The sequence below is a fragment of the Virgibacillus siamensis genome (assembly GCF_039522605.1).
Classification (GTDB): domain Bacteria; phylum Bacillota; class Bacilli; order Bacillales; family Amphibacillaceae; genus Lentibacillus; species Lentibacillus siamensis.
On sequence record NZ_BAAADS010000006.1, the window covers coordinates 205,876 to 223,981 of the forward strand.

22 protein-coding genes are annotated in these 18,106 nt (G+C 40.2%); 13 read left to right on the forward strand and 9 right to left on the reverse strand.

Annotated elements, in window-relative coordinates:
* The first annotated feature begins 34 nt into the window (after positions 1 to 34).
* Positions 35 to 238, forward strand: coding sequence for a sporulation YhaL family protein (locus tag ABD010_RS05255; protein ID WP_390351157.1), 204 nt, complete (start codon positions 35 to 37; stop codon positions 236 to 238).
* Between the two features lie 43 nt (positions 239 to 281).
* Here ABD010_RS05255 and ABD010_RS05260 read toward each other — a convergent pair whose 3' ends face one another.
* The 3 genes from ABD010_RS05260 to ABD010_RS05270 form a co-directional block, all read right to left on the reverse strand.
* Positions 282 to 1,166, reverse strand: coding sequence for a peptidylprolyl isomerase (locus ABD010_RS05260; RefSeq protein ID WP_343810905.1), 885 nt, complete (start codon positions 1,164 to 1,166; stop codon positions 282 to 284).
* A gap of 62 nt (positions 1,167 to 1,228) precedes the next feature.
* On the reverse strand, positions 1,229 to 1,414 hold the full coding sequence (locus tag ABD010_RS05265; RefSeq protein WP_174616205.1) for a hypothetical protein: 186 nt from the start codon (positions 1,412 to 1,414) through the stop codon (positions 1,229 to 1,231).
* A 172-nt stretch (positions 1,415 to 1,586) separates the two neighbouring features.
* Entirely contained in the window at positions 1,587 to 2,132 is a 546-nt protein-coding gene (locus ABD010_RS05270; RefSeq protein WP_343810908.1) for a DUF3267 domain-containing protein, read from the reverse strand.
* 178 nt (positions 2,133 to 2,310) lie between these two features.
* On the opposite strand from ABD010_RS05270, the gene ABD010_RS05275 reads away from it, so the two are divergent.
* The gene (locus ABD010_RS05275) at positions 2,311 to 2,664 is read left to right on the forward strand and encodes a DUF1878 family protein (RefSeq protein WP_343810910.1); all 354 of its coding nucleotides are present in this window, start codon (positions 2,311 to 2,313) and stop codon (positions 2,662 to 2,664) included.
* Here ABD010_RS05275 and ABD010_RS05280 read toward each other — a convergent pair whose 3' ends face one another.
* A complete protein-coding gene (locus ABD010_RS05280) occupies positions 2,665 to 3,135 on the reverse strand; it encodes a GbsR/MarR family transcriptional regulator (RefSeq protein ID WP_343810912.1) in 471 nt (156 codons plus the stop codon).
* A 453-nt stretch (positions 3,136 to 3,588) separates the two neighbouring features.
* Between ABD010_RS05280 and ABD010_RS05285 the strand changes: the two genes are divergently transcribed.
* The 3 genes from ABD010_RS05285 to ABD010_RS05295 all read left to right on the forward strand — a co-directional run bounded on the left by ABD010_RS05285 (position 3,589) and on the right by ABD010_RS05295 (position 6,673).
* Entirely contained in the window at positions 3,589 to 4,803 is a 1,215-nt protein-coding gene (locus ABD010_RS05285) for a quaternary amine ABC transporter ATP-binding protein (protein WP_343810914.1), read from the forward strand.
* A complete protein-coding gene (locus ABD010_RS05290; RefSeq protein WP_343810916.1) occupies positions 4,796 to 5,641 on the forward strand; it encodes an ABC transporter permease in 846 nt (281 codons plus the stop codon). The genes ABD010_RS05285 and ABD010_RS05290 overlap by 8 nt, the downstream gene beginning before the upstream one ends.
* Before the next feature lie 84 nt (positions 5,642 to 5,725).
* A complete protein-coding gene (locus ABD010_RS05295) occupies positions 5,726 to 6,673 on the forward strand; it encodes a glycine betaine ABC transporter substrate-binding protein (protein WP_343810918.1) in 948 nt (315 codons plus the stop codon).
* 140 nt (positions 6,674 to 6,813) lie between these two features.
* Here the strand turns inward: ABD010_RS05295 and ABD010_RS05300 are convergent, their stop codons facing one another.
* Together ABD010_RS05300 and ABD010_RS05305 are read right to left on the reverse strand one after the other, a co-directional pair.
* Positions 6,814 to 7,173 carry a YtxH domain-containing protein gene (locus ABD010_RS05300; RefSeq protein ID WP_343810920.1) on the reverse strand — a complete coding sequence of 120 codons (360 nt, stop codon included), beginning with the start codon at positions 7,171 to 7,173 and terminating at the stop codon, positions 6,814 to 6,816.
* 444 nt (positions 7,174 to 7,617) lie between these two features.
* Positions 7,618 to 8,043 carry an HIT family protein gene (locus tag ABD010_RS05305; protein WP_343810922.1) on the reverse strand — a complete coding sequence of 142 codons (426 nt, stop codon included), beginning with the start codon at positions 8,041 to 8,043 and terminating at the stop codon, positions 7,618 to 7,620.
* 675 nt (positions 8,044 to 8,718) lie between these two features.
* Here ABD010_RS05305 and ABD010_RS05310 point away from each other — a divergent pair.
* On the forward strand, positions 8,719 to 9,462 hold the full coding sequence (locus ABD010_RS05310) for an ABC transporter ATP-binding protein (RefSeq protein ID WP_343810925.1): 744 nt from the start codon (positions 8,719 to 8,721) through the stop codon (positions 9,460 to 9,462).
* On the forward strand, positions 9,455 to 10,666 hold the full coding sequence (locus tag ABD010_RS05315; protein ID WP_343810927.1) for an ABC transporter permease: 1,212 nt from the start codon (positions 9,455 to 9,457) through the stop codon (positions 10,664 to 10,666). The genes ABD010_RS05310 and ABD010_RS05315 overlap by 8 nt, the downstream gene beginning before the upstream one ends.
* 142 nt (positions 10,667 to 10,808) lie before the next feature.
* Here ABD010_RS05315 and ABD010_RS05320 read toward each other — a convergent pair whose 3' ends face one another.
* Complete coding sequence (locus ABD010_RS05320) at positions 10,809 to 11,981, reverse strand: M20 family metallopeptidase (RefSeq protein WP_343810929.1); 1,173 nt, start codon at positions 11,979 to 11,981, stop codon at positions 10,809 to 10,811.
* Between the two features lie 257 nt (positions 11,982 to 12,238).
* The gene (locus ABD010_RS05325; protein WP_343810930.1) at positions 12,239 to 12,673 is read right to left on the reverse strand and encodes a ferritin-like domain-containing protein; all 435 of its coding nucleotides are present in this window, start codon (positions 12,671 to 12,673) and stop codon (positions 12,239 to 12,241) included.
* 101 nt (positions 12,674 to 12,774) lie between these two features.
* On the opposite strand from ABD010_RS05325, the gene ABD010_RS05330 reads away from it, so the two are divergent.
* The 6 genes from ABD010_RS05330 (at position 12,775) to ABD010_RS05355 (ending at position 16,967) form a co-directional block, all read left to right on the forward strand.
* A complete protein-coding gene (locus ABD010_RS05330) occupies positions 12,775 to 13,422 on the forward strand; it encodes a phosphatase PAP2 family protein (RefSeq protein WP_343810931.1) in 648 nt (215 codons plus the stop codon).
* A gap of 94 nt (positions 13,423 to 13,516) precedes the next feature.
* Positions 13,517 to 14,272: a cell wall-active antibiotics response protein LiaF gene (gene liaF, locus ABD010_RS05335; RefSeq protein ID WP_343810933.1), complete on the forward strand. Its 756-nt coding sequence runs from the start codon at positions 13,517 to 13,519 to the stop codon at positions 14,270 to 14,272.
* A 16-nt stretch (positions 14,273 to 14,288) separates the two neighbouring features.
* The gene (locus tag ABD010_RS05340; protein WP_343810935.1) at positions 14,289 to 15,326 is read left to right on the forward strand and encodes a sensor histidine kinase; all 1,038 of its coding nucleotides are present in this window, start codon (positions 14,289 to 14,291) and stop codon (positions 15,324 to 15,326) included.
* Positions 15,327 to 15,339: 13 nt separating this feature from the next.
* Positions 15,340 to 15,978, forward strand: a complete 639-nt coding sequence (locus ABD010_RS05345) for a response regulator transcription factor (RefSeq protein ID WP_343810937.1) — start codon at positions 15,340 to 15,342, stop codon at positions 15,976 to 15,978.
* Between the two features lie 79 nt (positions 15,979 to 16,057).
* Positions 16,058 to 16,486: a disulfide oxidoreductase gene (locus tag ABD010_RS05350; RefSeq protein WP_343810939.1), complete on the forward strand. Its 429-nt coding sequence runs from the start codon at positions 16,058 to 16,060 to the stop codon at positions 16,484 to 16,486.
* A gap of 1 nt (position 16,487) precedes the next feature.
* Positions 16,488 to 16,967 (forward strand): thioredoxin family protein, encoded by a 480-nt coding sequence (locus ABD010_RS05355; protein ID WP_343810941.1) that lies wholly within the window; start codon positions 16,488 to 16,490, stop codon positions 16,965 to 16,967.
* 128 nt (positions 16,968 to 17,095) lie between these two features.
* Here the strand turns inward: ABD010_RS05355 and ABD010_RS05360 are convergent, their stop codons facing one another.
* A complete protein-coding gene (locus ABD010_RS05360) occupies positions 17,096 to 18,097 on the reverse strand; it encodes an aliphatic sulfonate ABC transporter substrate-binding protein (protein WP_343810943.1) in 1,002 nt (333 codons plus the stop codon).
* Positions 18,098 to 18,106 lie beyond the last annotated feature (9 nt).

The window sequence follows — 18,106 nt, forward strand, 5'->3', positions numbered from 1 at the left end:
TTGTGGTAGACAAGTTGGACAAGGGGGGCTAAACATGATTGTTGGAGTGCCATGGTGGGTTTTTTTAATGATCATTTTCATCTTTCTGAGTGGATATATGGCATTCAGGGCTATGCGGGCTGAACGGGAGCTCGAGCATCAGTTTATTGAAAAAGAGGGAAAAGTATACATGGATCGGTTGGAGGAGCTCCGTGAGCAAAAATCCAAAAGGGAGCGAGAACAGCAGGGTTCCGAATAAAAATACGGCTAGTCCACAAAAAATGTGAACTAGCCGCTATTTTTTATCCTTTAGCATCCTGTTTTTTCTTATCCTGTTTGAACATATCTTCCAAGCCGTCAACTTTTACGTCTATTTCAGAGTTCTGAAGGATGTTGTTAATTTTTTCGCGGGCTTTATTGACATCCATTCGTTTATTCAGAATCGTACGGCGGATATCATCTTTATTATCCTCGAATGATCCGATATCTTCTTTCTTCTTCCGTTTGTCGGTCACTTTAATGATGTGGTAGCCATATTGAGATTTCACAGGTTTGCTTACTTCGCCTTTTTTCATGCTATAGGCTGCGTCTTCGAATTCCGGAATCATTTGCCCGGTAGAGAAGTAGCCAAGTTTTCCACCTTTTTTGGCAGATTTTTTATCAGTGGAGTATTCTTTTGCAAGCTTTGCAAAGTCGGCCCCGTTTTCAAGTTTCTTCTTCACTTCTTTGGCGGTTTTCTTGTCCTTAACCAAAATGTGTGATGCTTGAATTTCCATTTTCATGCGTTCATATTTCTCTTTTAGTTCTTTTTCGGTAATTTTAATATCCTCTGCGACAGCTGCTTCCTGAAGAAGGCTCATTTTAATTACGTCACGGAAAGATTCTTCAGTGTAACCTTGTTGTTTGAGCGCGGCATCAAATTTATCCCCTAACCGCTCTTTTACTTTTTTAACTTCTTTATCAATTTCTTCTTCCTTGACGTCATATTTATTTTCCAATACTTCAACGGTAACCAGTTTCCGCAATACCTGTTCACCACTTTGATCCTTCATTGCTTGATAAAATTCATCTTTTGTAATGTTACCGGCTTTTGTTTCTACTACAGCTTCCGAGTCATCACCTGAAGAACAGGCAGAAAGGGTGAATACGGCTGCTGTAAGTGTTACAGCTGCAACTAATTTTTTCATCCATGAACACTCCATCTTCGTTTAGTTTTTTATCTAATCTCTTATCTCTTATCTCTTCTGACTCAAGTAATCTGATTCATTACCTTCACATAGGAAGAGATGAGCAACACAAGAATCATAATGTTTATAACCCGAAAGACTGATGATTGCTTTGCGTCTTTCATTTCCATTTTTGTGCAGAATTGCTGGGTTAATGAATTAAATATCAGTAAAATAAATACTGCATATACCGGAAATAAAAATGTCATTCCAAAACCCCCTTAACAAGCATACCACATAATCCATATTTAATACTTTATCAAAAGTTGTCCGTCATGAACAGACCTAAATTCATCAAAAATGAGTGCAGTGAAGTTATAATCCTGGTATTTTTTTCCTAATAATCGAAACAGCCATCAGCAGACGAGGTGCTGATGGCTGTTAATCATGCGCTTTTACAAGGATGGAGATTTCATCATTGGTACTCTCAATATAAGAATGTTTCGGTGCTTTTACTATATTGAAAACATACAAAAAGTCGGTTAATGTAATGCCAATGTGAAAAGCTGTAAATAATAAAAAATACACGTAATAGTGGGGGAAAAGGAAGCTTCCCATAAGTCCCGGAAATGTCAGGAACATGGTAGGAGCCAATGCTACCACTATTGATGCTTTTTTTGTTAAGTGTTTTTTTGTATAATAGTTAATAATAGGAAATAGTTTGTTTTTACGTTTGAAAACTAATTTAGCCCGTTTATTCATCATAATTAATGGTAAAATATGCATGAATGAGTGAGCCGTTGGCATGAAGAACAATGCCACCAGTAACGGGATAATTCCAAAGTCATAAATTTCTGTTGCCCCGTGTACAATTGACAATGGCATATAAAGAAATATGAATACTGCCAGACCGATCAAAAATGACAACAGGTATAATCGATTCAACCCAAATTCTTTATTAAGATTTATAGACTTCCAGCAGTTCATTTTTGATCCCTCCAGTTCAGTTTGAATGTTAACTCTTTAAATCCCTCAAGAATAATAGTATGTTTTCATCGGAAAATCAACCGTTTTTCAGAAGTTTTTTCACAAGTTTTTAACCCCCTTTATGAACGGAGTCTTGACGCAGTTTTGCAGGTATTTACTTATGTGGGAGGTCATTTTGTTGAACCAGGTTAATAATGAAACGCTATCATTTCATCTACAGCTGCTTTCCAGAGTGATTAACATGGAACACTATCCATTTATTAAACTGGTGGTCGAAAACAATATCACGCACGGAGAATATCGACAGCTTATGCAGCTGTTAACTGAATTGAACAGCCGGTATGAAACACAAAAAGAGGAAGGTCTTTTGGACTTCACACCGCTCCTTGTTCATTTTGCCGGCATGTTGAATGAAAAATTAGACCCGAATACAACTATTTTCGCACTAAAAAAAGAAGGATACTATCCTTCTTTAATTGATGCATTTATAAATGTATTGGCCAGGAGTGAGCAACCGGAGTTAAAGGGATAATCAGTCCTGTTTGATTTCACGCATTGCTTTTTCCAGATGCTGGTGGAATTCAATGATATTATTCAGGCGGTTGTTTAGTGTGGGGCTGGTTATGTTTTCATTTTTGAATTGTTTTCTAATGTCGTACAGTGAATCTTTTTGGTGGTTGGCTGCATCGATCCATTTTCCTGAAAAAGAGTTCATGATGGTTTTATAAATTTGTTCATTTGCTTCATACAAATCTTTTCTTACCCCTTTTTTCCAGACACGTGTCACAAGGTTAAAATCGGACAGGCTTCGTATACTTGTACTCATGGATGTCTTGCTTTTTCCCATAGCTTCACTCATTTCATCGAGGGTTAAGGGCCTTTCTTCCAAATATAGGTAGACAAATAGTCTTGCTTCCAAAGTGGTGAGACCGAACATTTCAATGGTTTTTGAAAACTCCGTGATAATTTTCTTGGTAAGATCTTCAATGTTTGAATCAAGCATAAAATCCTCCTAATACGCTGCTATATTAAGATTACATCAAAGTGATTTTTTTTAAAAATCGATAACTGGATAGATATTGGGAGTTAAATGGAGTAAATAAAAGAATAAAGGAACAAAACTTCATACAGAATAAACTGTACGATTAAAATAAACAAAATTTATGGTTTTTAATGTTTGAAATATAGCTGTAATACTTATATAGTAAATAGAGTGAGTGACGGACGAATGGTTCTGTTTTATTTATGAAAGATTGACAGATTCCTATATTTATGGACTAAAACTGATAATTTAGTTGTAAGACTTTCGTCACTTTTATGGCCGAATACGGAACATAAAGGGGAGGAACAAATAGGAAGATGGCCAGTATCTCACGGTAGACTGCTGACTTCTTTATAAAAAGAATGGAAGCGACCCGGAAAATAAAAAAAAGACAGCGTTAAGCGAGGTGAAGATATGAGTAAAATAAAGGTTGATAAGTTAACAAAAATATTTGGCAGACGTCCAAAACAAGCCGTTAAATACCTGGAAGAAGACAAAACAAAAGATGAAATCCTTGAAATGACTGGAATGACGGTTGGTGTTAATCAAGCTTCCTTTGAAGTAGATGCCGGAGAGGTTTTTGTAATCATGGGACTTTCCGGTAGTGGTAAATCCACACTCGTCCGTATGCTGAACCGCCTTATTGAACCAACATCTGGCAGCATCGAAATCGATGGTGAAGAAGTTACCAAGATGTCGAAAGAACAGTTACGGAATTTAAGAAGAAAGAAAATGAGCATGGTTTTTCAGAATTTTGCACTGCTTCCTCATAAGACTATTTTAAAAAATACGGAATTTGGTCTTGAAATTCGTAAGACCAATCCAGAGGAGCGGGAAAAGAAAGCGACTGAGGCATTGGAATTAGTTGGCCTCGGCGGGTATTTGGATAAATACCCAAGCGAGCTTTCCGGTGGTATGCAGCAGCGTGTCGGTCTAGCGCGGGCGCTTGCCAGTGACCCGGATATACTTCTGATGGACGAAGCTTTCAGTGCATTGGATCCATTAATCCGTAAAGACATGCAGGATGAGTTGATGGATCTGCAGCAATCCGTTCATAAGACCATTGTATTTATCACACACGATTTGGATGAGGCATTGCGGATTGGTGACCGAATTGCATTGATGAAGGATGGAAGTATTGTCCAGGTTGGAACAGCAGAAGAAATTCTTATCTCGCCGGCTAATGATTATGTGGAACGCTTTGTTCAGGATGTTGATTTGTCCAAAGTGTTAACTGCAGGTCATGTTATGAAACGGGCTGAGCAGGTGACTGTTGACAAAGGTCCTAAAGTTGCTTTGAAGCTGATGCGTGATAATGGAGTCTCCACTATTTACGTAACCGACAGCAAACGAAAACTTCTGGGATATGTTACGGCTGATCAGGCGTCAGAAGCTGTTCAGGATCAGAAAGAATTGAAAGATGTGCTGACAACAGACATACCTACCGTTAAGCCGGATGTTTTGCTTGCTGATTTATTTGAAAAAATTACGGAAGCAAAGGCTCCGCTTGCAGTTATTGATGATTCGGATCGGCTGATCGGTTTAGTTGTAAGAGGAATGGTGTTAGGTGCACTTGCCGGCGATGACACACTGATTAATGGAAATGGGGGTGACGTATTAGATGGATAATTTGCACAATTTATTTCCGAAACTCCCATTAGCGGAATGGATTGAATCGTTTGTTGATTTTCTGACAGACAACTTTGAAGCGTTTTTTGAGTCAATATCAAATGGAATATCTTTTGTTTCAGAAGGTTTTGTTTCTTTGCTGACATTTGTTCCACCATTGGTATTTATTATTGCGCTTGCGTTGATTGCATGGTGGGTTGTGAATTGGAAACTTGGACTATTCACATTGATTGGAATGGGTCTGATTAATAACCTAGGATATTGGCCAGAGACGATTGAAACAATCTCGCTGATTGTAATCTCAGTTATTATTGCAATTATTATCGGGGTGCCAATTGGTATTTGGATGTCGCAGAAAAGTACGGTTCAGGCTATTATTACGCCAATACTTGACTTTATGCAGACGATGCCAGCCTTTGTGTATCTGATTCCGGCAGTTGTCTTCTTTGGTGTCGGGATGGTTCCAGGTGTTATTTCGACCATCATCTTCGCGACTCCACCGACAGTACGTCTGACGAATCTTGGTATTCGACAGGTGGATGAAGAACTAATCGAAGCATCCAATGCATTTGGCTCATCTACAGGCCAGCGCCTGACAAAGGTTCAGATACCACTTGCAATGCCGACGATAATGGCTGGAATCAACCAGACCATCATGTTAACTCTGTCCATGGTTGTTATTGCATCCCTTGTTGGTGCACCCGGTCTTGGTACGGTGGTTTATCGCGCCATTACACAAATACAGATTGGAACCGGTTTTGAAGGCGGACTTGCACTGGTTATTCTTGCTATGGTTCTGGATCGTATTACACAAGGTGCGAATAAAGGGAACAAATAATACTGTTTACAATGCCTGACTGCATAATTGGCGGAAGGGATTGGAAAAATAAAATAATCTAATACACAGGAGGTATTTTACACTATGTCTAAGAAATTTAGAATTATTGGCCTTGCAATGATTGTTGCATTGGCAGTTGTATTAGCCGCATGCGGCGGTGGAAATGAAGAAAGCTCAGATTCTTCAAACAGTGGATCTGAAGGCGACTCAGGCAGCAGCAGCGGTGTGGAACTTGGTGAAAAAGAACTGACAATGCCATATGTTGCATGGGCTGGGGCAATTGCTCGTACACACCTGATTGCGCAGGTTCTTGAAGAAGCCGGCTATGAAGTGGAAACACCACAAGTAGAAGCTGGTCCAATGTGGTCAAGTGTAGCAGACGGATCTGCTGATATTACAGCATCCGCTTGGCTGCCAACAACGCACCAAAGCTATTGGAAAAAATATAAAGACAGCGTGGAATCCATCAACACGATTATTGATAAAGCACCATTGGCACTGACAGTTCCTTCTTATATGAAAGATATTAACTCGGTTGAAGATTTGAAAGGAAACAAAGAACTTGGTGAAGCAACCGACTGGAAGATTATTGGTATTGACCCAGGTGCAGGTATTATGCAGAATACACAAAAAGCATTAAAAGAATATGGCCTGGACAAATGGACTTTGACTCAAAGCTCTGGATCTGCAATGCTCTCACAACTTCAAAAAAAGATGGAAGATGAGGAGAAAATTGTTGTTCCGCTTTGGAAGCCACACTGGGCATTTGCAAAAATGGATCTTAAAATGCTAAAAGACCCTAAAGGTATTTACGGCGGTGACGGTGACCACATCGATATCGTGGTTAACAAAGGACTGAAAGATAAGGCGCCAGCTGCATACCAGATTCTAAAACAATATACTGCTGACTATAAGCAGCTGAACGCACTGATGGGTAAAATCCATGATGGCGCAGACCCTGCAGAAGTTGCATCTAAATATTTGGAAGAACATCCGGATAAAGTGGATAAATGGTTGAAAGGCGTAAAATAAGCTAAGTAAACAATGAAAAAGACTGCCAGGTTTGGCAGTCTTTTTTACGTAGACCTTAACGGATTTCAAGTCACTATAATGTCAAAACTCCCCGCCAGCTGGAAAAAAGCAAGACTTTTTCATGCAGGAGGGGAGTGTCATCATTGTTTATCTATTTTTTCTTCCAGGTCTTTCAGGCTTGATTCAATCTGATCCAGGTATTCGTATATGTTTTCCTGGTGTGGTTCGACAGCCAATTTCCATTCTTCCACAGAATTTTTCATTTCCTGAGTCAGTTCTTTGACCAGGGCGGCCCCTTCTTTAGAGGTTTTTGTCAGTTGATTTTTTAATCGCAGCGCATCCTGCTTCAAGTTTCCAAACATTTGCTTCCATTCTATTCCCTGATCTTTGGCACGGTTTCGAAAATCTTTTCCGGAGGCCGGTGTGCTCAGAAGTGTTGCAGCGGTACTGATTGCACCACCAACCATCACACCGAGTACCAGTGATTTTTTGCTAATCATATAAAACGCCCCTTTCTGAACTTATTATATCATTTCCTTTATTTAGGATGCTATGAAACATTCTCTTTATCATGTTCTTTAAAAAATCCCCTGACATGTTGTGCCAGAGGATTGGATATTCAGTCATTTAAGAAGTGGACACTGTTGACGTCTGCTTCATAATTCGCTGGATGGGGGAGGTACAATCGACATCAGAAGTCTAGTTAACGTAGCTGTCGGCAGTGCGATGGGATTCTCGCCATATAATATTAATGGAATAAAACGGCACCTACACCCACCAGCAACGACAAAATAATCAAAACTCTAGTATTCATTTATCACTTTCTTTTGCTAAGCTAATCTGATTCATCATTTCTCAACTGCGTGCGCATTGCCAACTGCGGAAACGTATTATCATTATACCAGAATATCCAATAAATAAAAAATGTTAATTTTCTAAAAGAACTATATCTTTTCATTAATGGAAGAAGCAATTTGCTGAAGTTCTTCAGTGGAATAATCATCTCCATGTGTAGTCCAATTGGATGAAAAACCGTCCCCATCGTCATACCTTGGTATGATGTGGATATGTAAATGAAAAACTGACTGATCTGCCGGTGCTTCATTATTGTTAAGCAGATTCATCCCAATCGGGTTGTAGCGCTCTTTAATGGCAGCGGCAATTTTTGGAACCCGGGAAAATAACTCACTTGCTGTTTCCGGCGGTGTTTCATAAATATTCTTGGTGTGTGTTTTTGGAATAACAAGTGTATGTCCTTTGGTTACCTGGCTGATATCAAGAAATGCGTATACCTTGTCATCCTCATAAACTTTTGCTGAAGGAATATCTCCATTAATGATTTTACAGAAAATACAATCTTCGTGAGCCATACGAAATATCACTCCTCATTTTCTTTATAACGTCAGAAGTATAAGTTAAGGTTGACCTTATAAGAAAAACTTAGGCATTTGACAAGGCAAATTCCGAGTTTTTCTAACACTAATTGTATAGACATAAAATTAACAGGTCAAGCCCGCTGATGCGGACCTGCCTGTTACAGAAGCAAGAGGATGACTTGCAAAATTCTAATGTTGGGGACTTTGTAATGATTGTTAACGATAATCGATTAACGTTGATTACAAATAAAACTTATTTTGGCAGAATCCTTTTTACAGGATACGCTGGCAAAAACGTTTATTGCATTAGATTGCCTTTCACAGACACCTCATTTGTGTTTGAACACGAATTTGTATGACAGTGTACATCCTCGTAACATTTTACGGGGATACGCTGGCAAAAAACGGTTATTTCGTTAGATTGCCGATCACAGACACCTCATTTGTGTTTGAACACGAATTTTGTATCACAGTGGAACATCCTCGTAACTTCATTACCTATTGTGGTTGGTTTGGGTGATTTTTATACATTAGAAAAATGATATTCGCCAAACCTTTGGGCGAACGTCATATTTGCCAAAAAATGTCGGATCAGCGGGAAGAGTTTATTTTGGCATTGCCATGCAAACATGGTAAAATTTTAATAAGTGACGTTTAGGAGGAGAATATGTGGAATCTTTGTTGCATATAGGTGATCTGCATGGCGGATATACACATAAGAATGTTTTGCACGGAATTTCGTTTGATGTTTTTCCGGGTGAGATTGTTGGCCTGATTGGCTTGAATGGAGCTGGGAAAAGCACCACAATTAAGCATGTAATCGGCTTAATGCAAGCCAAAAAAGGCACTGTTTCCGTGAATGGAAAAACGTTTGAGGAAAATCCGAAAAGCTATCGAAATCAGATGGCATACATACCGGAGATGCCGATTTTATACGATGAACTCACATTGTACGAGCACTTAAGACTTACCGCAATGGCTTATGATATTCCGGAAGATGTATTTGAAAAAAGGCTCCAGCCTCTTCTGAAAGAGTTTCGGATGGAAAAAAAACTGAAATGGTTTCCGGTTCATTTTTCAAAAGGGATGCGGCAAAAAGTGATGATTATGTGTGCATTTTTGATTGAACCGCCATTATATATTGTGGATGAGCCATTTGTCGGGTTGGATCCGCTTGGCATCAAATCTTATCTGGAATTAATGGATAGCATGAAATCCAATGGTTCTGGTGTGTTGATGTCCACACACATCCTGGCGACAGCTGAACGGAAATGTGACCGTTTTGTTATCCTTCACGATGGGGAAATCCGTGCTGCCGGAACATTGGAGGAACTTCGGAAGGAATTCAATATGCCTGATGCTGCGCTGGATGATTTGTATGTGCGGTTGACAAAGGAAGATCGTCATGTTTGATTCCCATGATTTTTTCAAGAAACGGCTGTCTGCCCATTTCAAGGAGCTGAGCCGGTACACACGTTACATATTTAATGGGCACATCGCATTCGCCATGTTTTTTTTCGTGGCAGCGATGGCTTATTATTACCAGCAGTGGCTGATGGATCTTCCGGATAATTTCCCGACGGCGCTCATCGCAGGAATTGTATTCGGACTGTTGGTCAGTTATAGTCCTGTCCGTACTTTACTGCAGGAACCTGATCTGGTTTTTCTGATACCGGCCGAAACGAAAATGGATGCATATTTTCGTAATGCTATCATTTACAGTTTTGTTGTGCAGCTTTATGTACTGCTGCTTGCCGGAGGAGCTTTTGGACCATTGTATTTTGCTGCATATCCGGGTCGGGCCGGTAACATATATATATTGACGCTGGCAGTTGTGCTGATTTTTAAACTGTGGAATATGTTGACCAACTGGTGGATGCTGAAAATTAGGGAACCAGGCATCCGTCAGGTTGATTTGCTTGCCCGCACTTTATTAAATATGGCTGTTTTTTATTTTCTTGTTAAAGGTGAAATGCTGCTTGCTGGCATCACAACGTTTTTGTTTGTTTTGGTTTTTTTATACGATTTGATGATTTCGAGAAGACAGGCGGGTCTCCTGTGGGATTTACTGTTGGAAAAAGATCAAAGCCGTATGCAGACATTTTATCGGATTGCTAATATGTTTGCCGATGTTCCACATTTAAAAAACCGGGTTAAAAGAAGACATTGGCTCGTGTCAATAGTCAACCGCGTACCATTCGCCCAAAAACATACTTTTGATTACCTGTACCGGATTTCGTTTATCAGAAGTGTGGATTATCTTGGAATGTATTTTAGGCTGATTGTAATCGGCGGATTGTTTATTTTCTTTATTCCGAATTTGTGGATGAAAGCTATTTTTGCGCTGCTGTTTATCTATATGAGCAGCTTTCAGATGATTACCCTGTATCATCATCACCGCACCGTTATGTGGCTTGATTTGTATCCTGTCGCATTAAAGGTCAGGCAGCAGTCATTATTGAAACTGCTGTTTCAGTTGACACTCCTGCAGACGATTATTTTTACAGTGCTGCTGCTTGGAATGGGAGAGTGGCTTGGTGCTTTACTTGTATTAGCCGCCGGAATAACATTTAACTACATTTTTCAGAACCGTTATGTAAAGAAAAAAATAGCCTAAAAAAAACGAAACCGTCTCTTGGTGAGATGGTTTCGTTTTTTTGAGCGGATAGTATACAACCTCTTCTTACTGCATCAGTGCAACATGGCTGTCATACAGAAAAACATAATCTTTCACATCTATCAGCTCGCATTTTCTGAACTTAACTCTGCTCCTGAAAATCAAAATATGCGGTAATCAGTGTTTTGGCGGCAACCGGCAATGCGCGTTCTTCAATGTCAAATTTCGGATGGTGGTGCGGGTAGCCCTGACCTTCTATTTTTGCCCCAGTAAAGAAGTACGCCCCGGGCTTTTCCATCGTATAATAAGCGAAATCTTCCCCAGCCATTACAGGTTTTACAATTTCTGCCTGTTTGATTTCCGGTACTTTTTCACTTGCTTTCAAAACAAGTTCCGCTTCATGTTCATTGTTAATCAACGGCGGATAGCCCTTTTCATAATTCAGATCATACGTGACATCATGCCCCGCACAAACACCTTTAATAATTTTCTCGATCTCCTGAATAACCTGTTCCTGGACGTTCGTATTTAAATGCCGTACTGTCCCGACGAGTTCTGCAGTATCAGCAATAATATTAAAAGCTGACCCCGCATTAAACTGTCCGATTGTGATAACTGCTGTTTCCAGCGGATCAAGCCGCCTGCTGACAATTTGCTGCAGTTCGGAAACAACTTGTGAACCAATTACGATGGCATCTTTTGTTTCGTGCGGATAGCCGCCGTGGCCGCCTTTCCCCTGGATAGTAAGATGAAACCGGTCAGCGCCAGCCATGAATGCGTGTTTTGACGTCTGTAAAACACCAAATGGGGTTGTTGCCCACAGATGTGTTCCAAAAACGGCATCAACATGATCCAGTGCACCCGATTCGATGATCGGTTTTGCGCCGCCGGGAGCATATTCTTCTGCGTGTTGATGCAAAAACACAATCGTTCCTGGTAATTGTTCTTGAAAAGCTTTCATGGTCTTGGCAAGAATAAGCAGACTCGCAGTGTGGCCGTCATGTCCACAGGCATGCATAGCACCGTCCACTTTTGATTTGTAGGGAACATCCTTTTGATCCTGAATCGGAAGTCCATCAAAGTCGGCTCTCAGTGCAATGGTTTTTCCCGGTTTGCCACCTTTTAGTGTAGCAATGACGCCATTCCCTCCAACATTCGTTTCGTATGGAATTCCCAATTCTTTATAAAAATCAGCAATATATTTTGCCGTTTTCGTTTCCTGAAAAGAAAGTTCCGGATACTGATGAAGATAACGCCGAATCTCCACCATCTCGGAATAATATTCATCCAGCTGTTTATGTATATCCTGCAGCAAATGATCAACTCCTTTTATTATTTTCTTATAATTATAACATTAAACGCTATTTTAAAAAGGTGAAACATCTTATTATGAGGTGTTATGAAGGAAATGGATACAGTGGTAGAAATTTATCGGGAGGAGAATGGATTTATCGGGAGAAGATCGGATTTATCAGGGAGAACAAAATTCTTGCCGTTCCAACGCCAACATTTTATTGGTATTCAAATTAAAAAGGATTACTGCAATACAGTAATCCTCGTTTCAATTCTTCTTCAAGAAACTCTCGGGTCTGCGAGTAATCGTTCAATTTCTTCTTTATGGTGTGTTTCATCGGCTATCATGTCTTCAATCTTTACGACCAGTTCCGTGTATCCCAGTCCGTCTGCTTGTTTTTTGCGTTTTTCATAGCGCTCAATCGTATCTTTCTCCGATTGAAGGGAAGCTTCGAGTAAATCTTTCACTTCTGTTGGCTGTGGGATTTCGGCTGCTTTTGTCGTTGGTGTTCCACCGATATTATAAATTTTTTCGGCCAGATATAGGGCGTGTCCCATTTCATCATTTATTTCATTCTCAAAAAACGGTTTTAAAGCAGAACGGTACAATCCTGTTACTACCGATGCACTGTACGTGTATTGTATTGCTGCTGCATATTCATGTGAGAGGTCTTCATTGAGACCATCTATCAAAGTTTGTAAATCCTGATCCATTGTATCCCAACCTTTCATGAATTTCATTATATATATACAATTCCCTAAATTATTTTTTTAAAACCTGTTATAAGGTATGATTACAAAAGGAGGTTTTGTACGTGCGAAAAAAAGATTATTCTCTACTGCTCATATTATTTAGTATAATGGCTGTAATAATGGGGATTTGGGTTGTCAAGCTTGTAAGCGGTCATATTTTATATGTAGATCAATGGACGAGAGAACTTGTTGCGGAACTGGCCGGATCGGATATTTTTACAATTTTCCGTTGGATTACGGAACTTGGTTCGGGAACGTTTTTAACCCTGTTCACCATTATTATGTCTGTTGTTTTATGGTGGATCTACCGCGACTTTCTTCCTGCTGTGATATTCGGTTTAGGAACCTTGTCCAGTCATGGATTAAATGTTTTGATAAAAGTTGTGGTGGAACGGGAACGGCCAAGTTTGTTTGCTGCGGCTGATGCAGAAGGATACAGTTTCCCTTCCGGCCACGCGATGATGTCAACCGTATGCTATGGCATGCTTTCCTACTTCCTTGCCAAAAAAATTGAACATAACACAACGGCAATAATCATGCATGTCAGCTTTTTATTACTTATTTTCCTGATTGGAATCAGCAGGTACGTTATTAATGTACACTACCTGACAGACGTGCTTGGTGGCTTCTTCTTCGGGGACATCTGTCTGTTTGCACTGATTTTTTTACATAAGTCTGTGCAAAGAAAACGCAATGGGTCTCCGTCTTAAGTCTGAGGCAAAAACATTCCAGAGGTCATTCCACGTATAAAGACAAACCATTACAATAAAAGTAACTTGACTATAGAAGAAATGGGGGATGGCAATGGGCGGGTTTTTTCGGTTTCTGTTTGCTGGGATACTGATACTTGCCGGTGCAGCGCTAGTCTTGGCAAATATTGGTGTTGTTGATATAAATATGGATAATGCGTGGCTGTATATTTATCCATCCATTTTCGTTCTGTTCGGATTGAAATGGATGGTTGATAAAATCAGACATAAGGGCGGCAGCTGGATTTTCGGGTCATTTTTCTTTATCTTTGGTTCACTGTTGCTTCTTGACAGGTTTGATGTCATCCCATTCCATTTTTGGGATATTATGAAGTTGTGGCCATTGCTGATTGTGTATATTGGATTTTCGTTTATCAGGAAGCCAGGCAAGGTTAAAGTTACGTATAGCTCGGATGGCGACGATTCAGGAGCAAAGACAGAATATGACAGCAGTTATTTTTCAGTTGGGGAACATGAATACAGTCAGCCGAACTGGAAAGTGGAACCGATGAATCTGAAAAGCATGGCCGGCGATTTTTACATGGATTTTTCCAAAGCGTTTATTCCGGAAAAAGAAACCCCGATTTCGATTAAATCGTTGGCAGGGGATGTGCATATTCTGATTCCGGAAAATGTTGCTTTTAGAGTGGATGCCTCGGCAAAAGCCGGTGATATTGATATAGTAGGGAAAAAAGCGGAAGGGATCAACAGGCGCCTGCGGTATGAAACGAAGGAATATCATTCTTCGGTCAAAAAATTGGATATACACGTTAATCTTAAGGCAGGATCCATACGGGTTGTAACCGTATAGAAGGGGGCGGAAAAAAATGTTGCAAAAACTGAGCAGTATCCGTTATATGTATATCCGTTCCCATTTATATGCAGTATTTCTGACGACCGTCATTTTGTTATCATTGTTATTGACCGTGTACGTTCTGATTTCACCCGATTGGCTGTCAGCATTTGGTATTTTTATTTTCATCTTATTATATTGTTTGATTGGTGTTGTCATTTCGTTTTACGCCGGGTTCAAAACAGGTGGTGAAATGAAGGAGCGGCTTGATTATTTATCCGGTCTGATCACGCAATTTGCCAATGGAAATTATCATTCAAAGATTTATTTTAATGAGAACGATGAAATCACACGGATCGGCAATGAAATGAATGAGCTTGGCGGGAAATTGCAAAATCAAGTGAAATCATTGCAGCGGATGGCCGATGAGAAAGCGGATTTTGCTAAATCAGCGCATAAGGCAGCCGTAATCGAGGAACGGCAGCGGCTCGCCCGGGATTTGCATGATGCGGTGAGTCAGCAATTGTTCGCGATCACGATGATGTCAGAGGCGTCATTGCGTCAGCTTGAAATTGATCCTGCCGTCGCCAAAGAACAGCTCCAGGATGTTGCCGAAAGCGCCTTGAAAGCTCAAACGGAAATGCGTGCATTGCTGCTGCATCTGCGTCCGGTTCATTTGTCCGGAGAGCCGCTCAGAACCGGTATTAAAAAGCTGATTGATGAGTTAATGGAAAAAACAGCAATGGGGTTTAACGTTGTAATCGATGATGAACTGGATCTATCGGATACGGTGGAAGAGCATGTTTTTCGGATTATCCAGGAAGCGCTGTCAAATACGTTGAGGCACTCGAAAGCAACTGATGTAACGATTGAAGCGTCTGTCCGGTCGAAGGAATTATTTGTACATATCAGTGACAATGGGGCAGGCTTTAATGTAAAAGAAGATACAGGACGCAAAACATCATATGGATTAAAAACAATGCGGGAGCGTACGGAAGAACTTGGCGGAACGTTTGCCATCAGGTCAACAAAAGGGGAAGGAACGTATATCGATTTACGGATTCCATGCTAAAAGGGGGAGGACAATGGTACGTGTAGTGGTAGTGGATGACCATGAAATTGTCCGCAAAGGCATCGTTTCCTATTTACGAACGGAAGAAGACATTGAAATTGTAGGGGAAGCGTCCAGCGGGAATAACGGAGCAAGTATTATTTTGGAAACAAAGCCGGATGTTGTTTTAATGGATCTTATCATGGAAAATGGTACCGGGATTGAGGCGACTGAAAAAGTCATGAAAGAGCTGCCTTCATGCAAAATTATTATTTTAACGAGCTATTATGACAATGAACAGGTTATTCCTGCGATTGAAGCGGGTGCGTTCAGCTATATTTTAAAAACATCTTCTGCCAGAGAAATCGCTGCGGCGATTAAAAAGGCGGCAGCGGGTGAAAATGTGATTGAGCCAAAAGTTGCCGGCCAAATGATGACCAATTTTCGGCGCGGTCCGAAAAAAGCGCATGAAGAATTGACGGAGCGTGAATTGGAAGTGCTTTTGTGTATCGGTGACGGGCTGACGAATCAGGAAATAAGCGATAACCTTTATATTGGGATTAAAACGGTAAAAACCCATGTCAGCAATATTTTATCAAAGCTTGATGTGCATGACCGTACACAAGCAGCTGTATATGTTCACAAAAATGCCTTATCCAAAGAAGAAAATTAGTATTTTCAAATTTCATTTTTGATTTTCCTGTAGAATTCCCTGTATAATATTGAAGTAATATAATATGAGGAGCTTATGTATGGGAAATTCCAAGTCAAATGAAACACTGCTTATGCTCATCTGGGCACAATCATTAATTGCTCTGTTGGGAAGCCTGTTTTATTCGGAAATCATGGGGTATGTTCCCTGTGAGTTATGCTGGTATCAACGGATATTGATGTATCCGCTGGTTATCATATATGGTGTTGCTGCCATCAAAAAAGATATATCTGTTGCGTTGCCTGGTCTTATATTGAGTGGAATCGGCATGTGTGTTTCTATTTATCATTATCTCGTGCAAAAACTGCCTGCATTAGCCGATGCCGGTAATTCATGCGGGTTGGTGCCGTGTAATGCTGAGTATGTAAATTACTTTGGATTCATCACTATTCCTTTTATGGCTGGAGTTGCATTCATTGTAATCTTTGTTTTACATATCATCCTGATGAAACAGCAAGGAGGGAAATAATATGAAAAAAAAGATGATAATTTTTGGGATTGTTATTGTCATCTTGTTTGCTGGACTTTATTTTGTCATCGATTATAAGAATGATCAGGCGATGGAGAATAATCCGTATGGCAAAGATGATCTCCATCAGGCGACGATTGATCAACTAGACAGCCCATATTACGGAAACCAGATTCTGCCTGACGAATTGAATAAAAAGGTGAACAGCGGTGAAGGGCTTTTTGTTTACTTCTACAGTCCGACATGCCCGCACTGTAAAAAAACCACACCAATGCTGGCACCGCTGGCAAAAGATATGAATGTGGATATGAAAAAATTGAACCTGATTGAATTTCCGGAAATGGCGCCCAAATACATGATAAGAAGTACGCCGACATTAGTTTATTTCAAAAATGGAAAAGAAGTTGACCGCGTAAATGGTGCGCAGTCCAAAGAATTATTCACATCATTTTTCAACGAATATAAGGACAGCGGTGATTAGAAAACTTGGTTGTCACCATGGTTTTAGGTGACGACCTTAGTTGCACTTATACAGTAAGAAAGGTTTATACTTAACTGCTAAAAAAGCAAGCCAGGGTTAATCCCGGCTTGCTTTTTAAATTGCATTTATTATTTTTGAATAAAACTTGTATTCACCAATCCTTCCAAATCCGGTTTTTCTTTTAAAAATTCAAGCTGGTAGGAAGAATTTGCGAAATCCTGCAGTACATCACCATCAACTTTATATGTGAAGTTGATTCGTTCCCAGGCATTGTCGATAACAGACGGGGAAAGTTCTTGATCAGTGATTTCTTTGATTTTCTTGATTGCGATCTGTTTGGCTTTATCCGGATTATCCTGAATGAATTTTGTTGCCTTCTTATGTGCATCAACAATGTTTTGAACCATTTCAGGATTGTTTTCGACTAAATCCTGGGACGTTACAAACACGGCTGCCGGCAATGTTTGGCCATATGCGACGTTTTTGGTATCTACAAGAACCTCACCGCTGCCTTTTTCCTCAATAACGGATGCCCATGGTTCCGGTACAGTTGCAGCATCTACTTTTTCAGTTTTAAACAGTCGGTGGTAGGTTGCTGGTTTTCCTGTAACATGTTTCATGGTTCCGCCAATCCGCTTCGAGGTAATGCTGTATTCTTCCTTCATCATCGTTTCAAATTGAACATCGTGTGTACAGCCGACGCGTGGCGAAATAAATGAATGTCCTTTTAAATCTTCCGGTGTTTCAATATTAGTGCCTTTTCTTGCCATAATGACGGTACCGCCTGTTGAACCGGCAGCAACAACATTAATTTTTGCGCCGCTTGTAAAATGGTTCATGGCAGGACCTGGTCCGACAAGGCCGCCTTCAATTTCTCCTGTTTCAATCGCAGTCATAAAGGCTGAACCATCAGGGAAGTATTTATAATTAACCGTCGTTCCACCCGGTAATGTTTTAGAATATAACTCTTTTTCTTCAGCAACCATGCCGGCAACATGATTAATATTCGGAAAGTAGCCAATGGTGATTTCCTTTGATCCATCAGCACTCGCTTGTTCGTCATTTCCTCCGCATGCAGTTAATAGAAAGCTGAATATAGCAGCGCAAGCCAATAAAATAAGTTTTTTCATCTTGATCTC

What these genes read in the sequence shown, in the direction of transcription:
- ABD010_RS05255 (WP_390351157.1), top strand. Translation starts at nt 35, where the DNA reads ATGATTGTTGGAGTGCCATGGTGGGTTTTTTTAATGATCATTTTCATC.
- ABD010_RS05260 (WP_343810905.1), bottom strand. Translation starts at nt 1,166, where the DNA reads ATGAAAAAATTAGTTGCAGCTGTAACACTTACAGCAGCCGTATTCACC.
- ABD010_RS05265 (WP_174616205.1), bottom strand. Translation starts at nt 1,414, where the DNA reads ATGACATTTTTATTTCCGGTATATGCAGTATTTATTTTACTGATATTT.
- ABD010_RS05270 (WP_343810908.1), bottom strand. Translation starts at nt 2,132, where the DNA reads ATGAACTGCTGGAAGTCTATAAATCTTAATAAAGAATTTGGGTTGAAT.
- ABD010_RS05280 (WP_343810912.1), bottom strand. Translation starts at nt 3,135, where the DNA reads ATGCTTGATTCAAACATTGAAGATCTTACCAAGAAAATTATCACGGAG.
- ABD010_RS05285 (WP_343810914.1), top strand. Translation starts at nt 3,589, where the DNA reads ATGAGTAAAATAAAGGTTGATAAGTTAACAAAAATATTTGGCAGACGT.
- ABD010_RS05290 (WP_343810916.1), top strand. Translation starts at nt 4,796, where the DNA reads ATGGATAATTTGCACAATTTATTTCCGAAACTCCCATTAGCGGAATGG.
- ABD010_RS05295 (WP_343810918.1), top strand. Translation starts at nt 5,726, where the DNA reads ATGTCTAAGAAATTTAGAATTATTGGCCTTGCAATGATTGTTGCATTG.
- ABD010_RS05300 (WP_343810920.1), bottom strand. Translation starts at nt 7,173, where the DNA reads ATGATTAGCAAAAAATCACTGGTACTCGGTGTGATGGTTGGTGGTGCA.
- ABD010_RS05305 (WP_343810922.1), bottom strand. Translation starts at nt 8,043, where the DNA reads ATGGCTCACGAAGATTGTATTTTCTGTAAAATCATTAATGGAGATATT.
- ABD010_RS05315 (WP_343810927.1), top strand. Translation starts at nt 9,455, where the DNA reads ATGTTTGATTCCCATGATTTTTTCAAGAAACGGCTGTCTGCCCATTTC.
- ABD010_RS05325 (WP_343810930.1), bottom strand. Translation starts at nt 12,673, where the DNA reads ATGGATCAGGATTTACAAACTTTGATAGATGGTCTCAATGAAGACCTC.
- liaF (WP_343810933.1), top strand. Translation starts at nt 13,517, where the DNA reads ATGGGCGGGTTTTTTCGGTTTCTGTTTGCTGGGATACTGATACTTGCC.
- ABD010_RS05340 (WP_343810935.1), top strand. Translation starts at nt 14,289, where the DNA reads ATGTTGCAAAAACTGAGCAGTATCCGTTATATGTATATCCGTTCCCAT.
- ABD010_RS05345 (WP_343810937.1), top strand. Translation starts at nt 15,340, where the DNA reads ATGGTACGTGTAGTGGTAGTGGATGACCATGAAATTGTCCGCAAAGGC.
- ABD010_RS05350 (WP_343810939.1), top strand. Translation starts at nt 16,058, where the DNA reads ATGGGAAATTCCAAGTCAAATGAAACACTGCTTATGCTCATCTGGGCA.
- ABD010_RS05355 (WP_343810941.1), top strand. Translation starts at nt 16,488, where the DNA reads ATGAAAAAAAAGATGATAATTTTTGGGATTGTTATTGTCATCTTGTTT.
- ABD010_RS05360 (WP_343810943.1), bottom strand. Translation starts at nt 18,097, where the DNA reads ATGAAAAAACTTATTTTATTGGCTTGCGCTGCTATATTCAGCTTTCTA.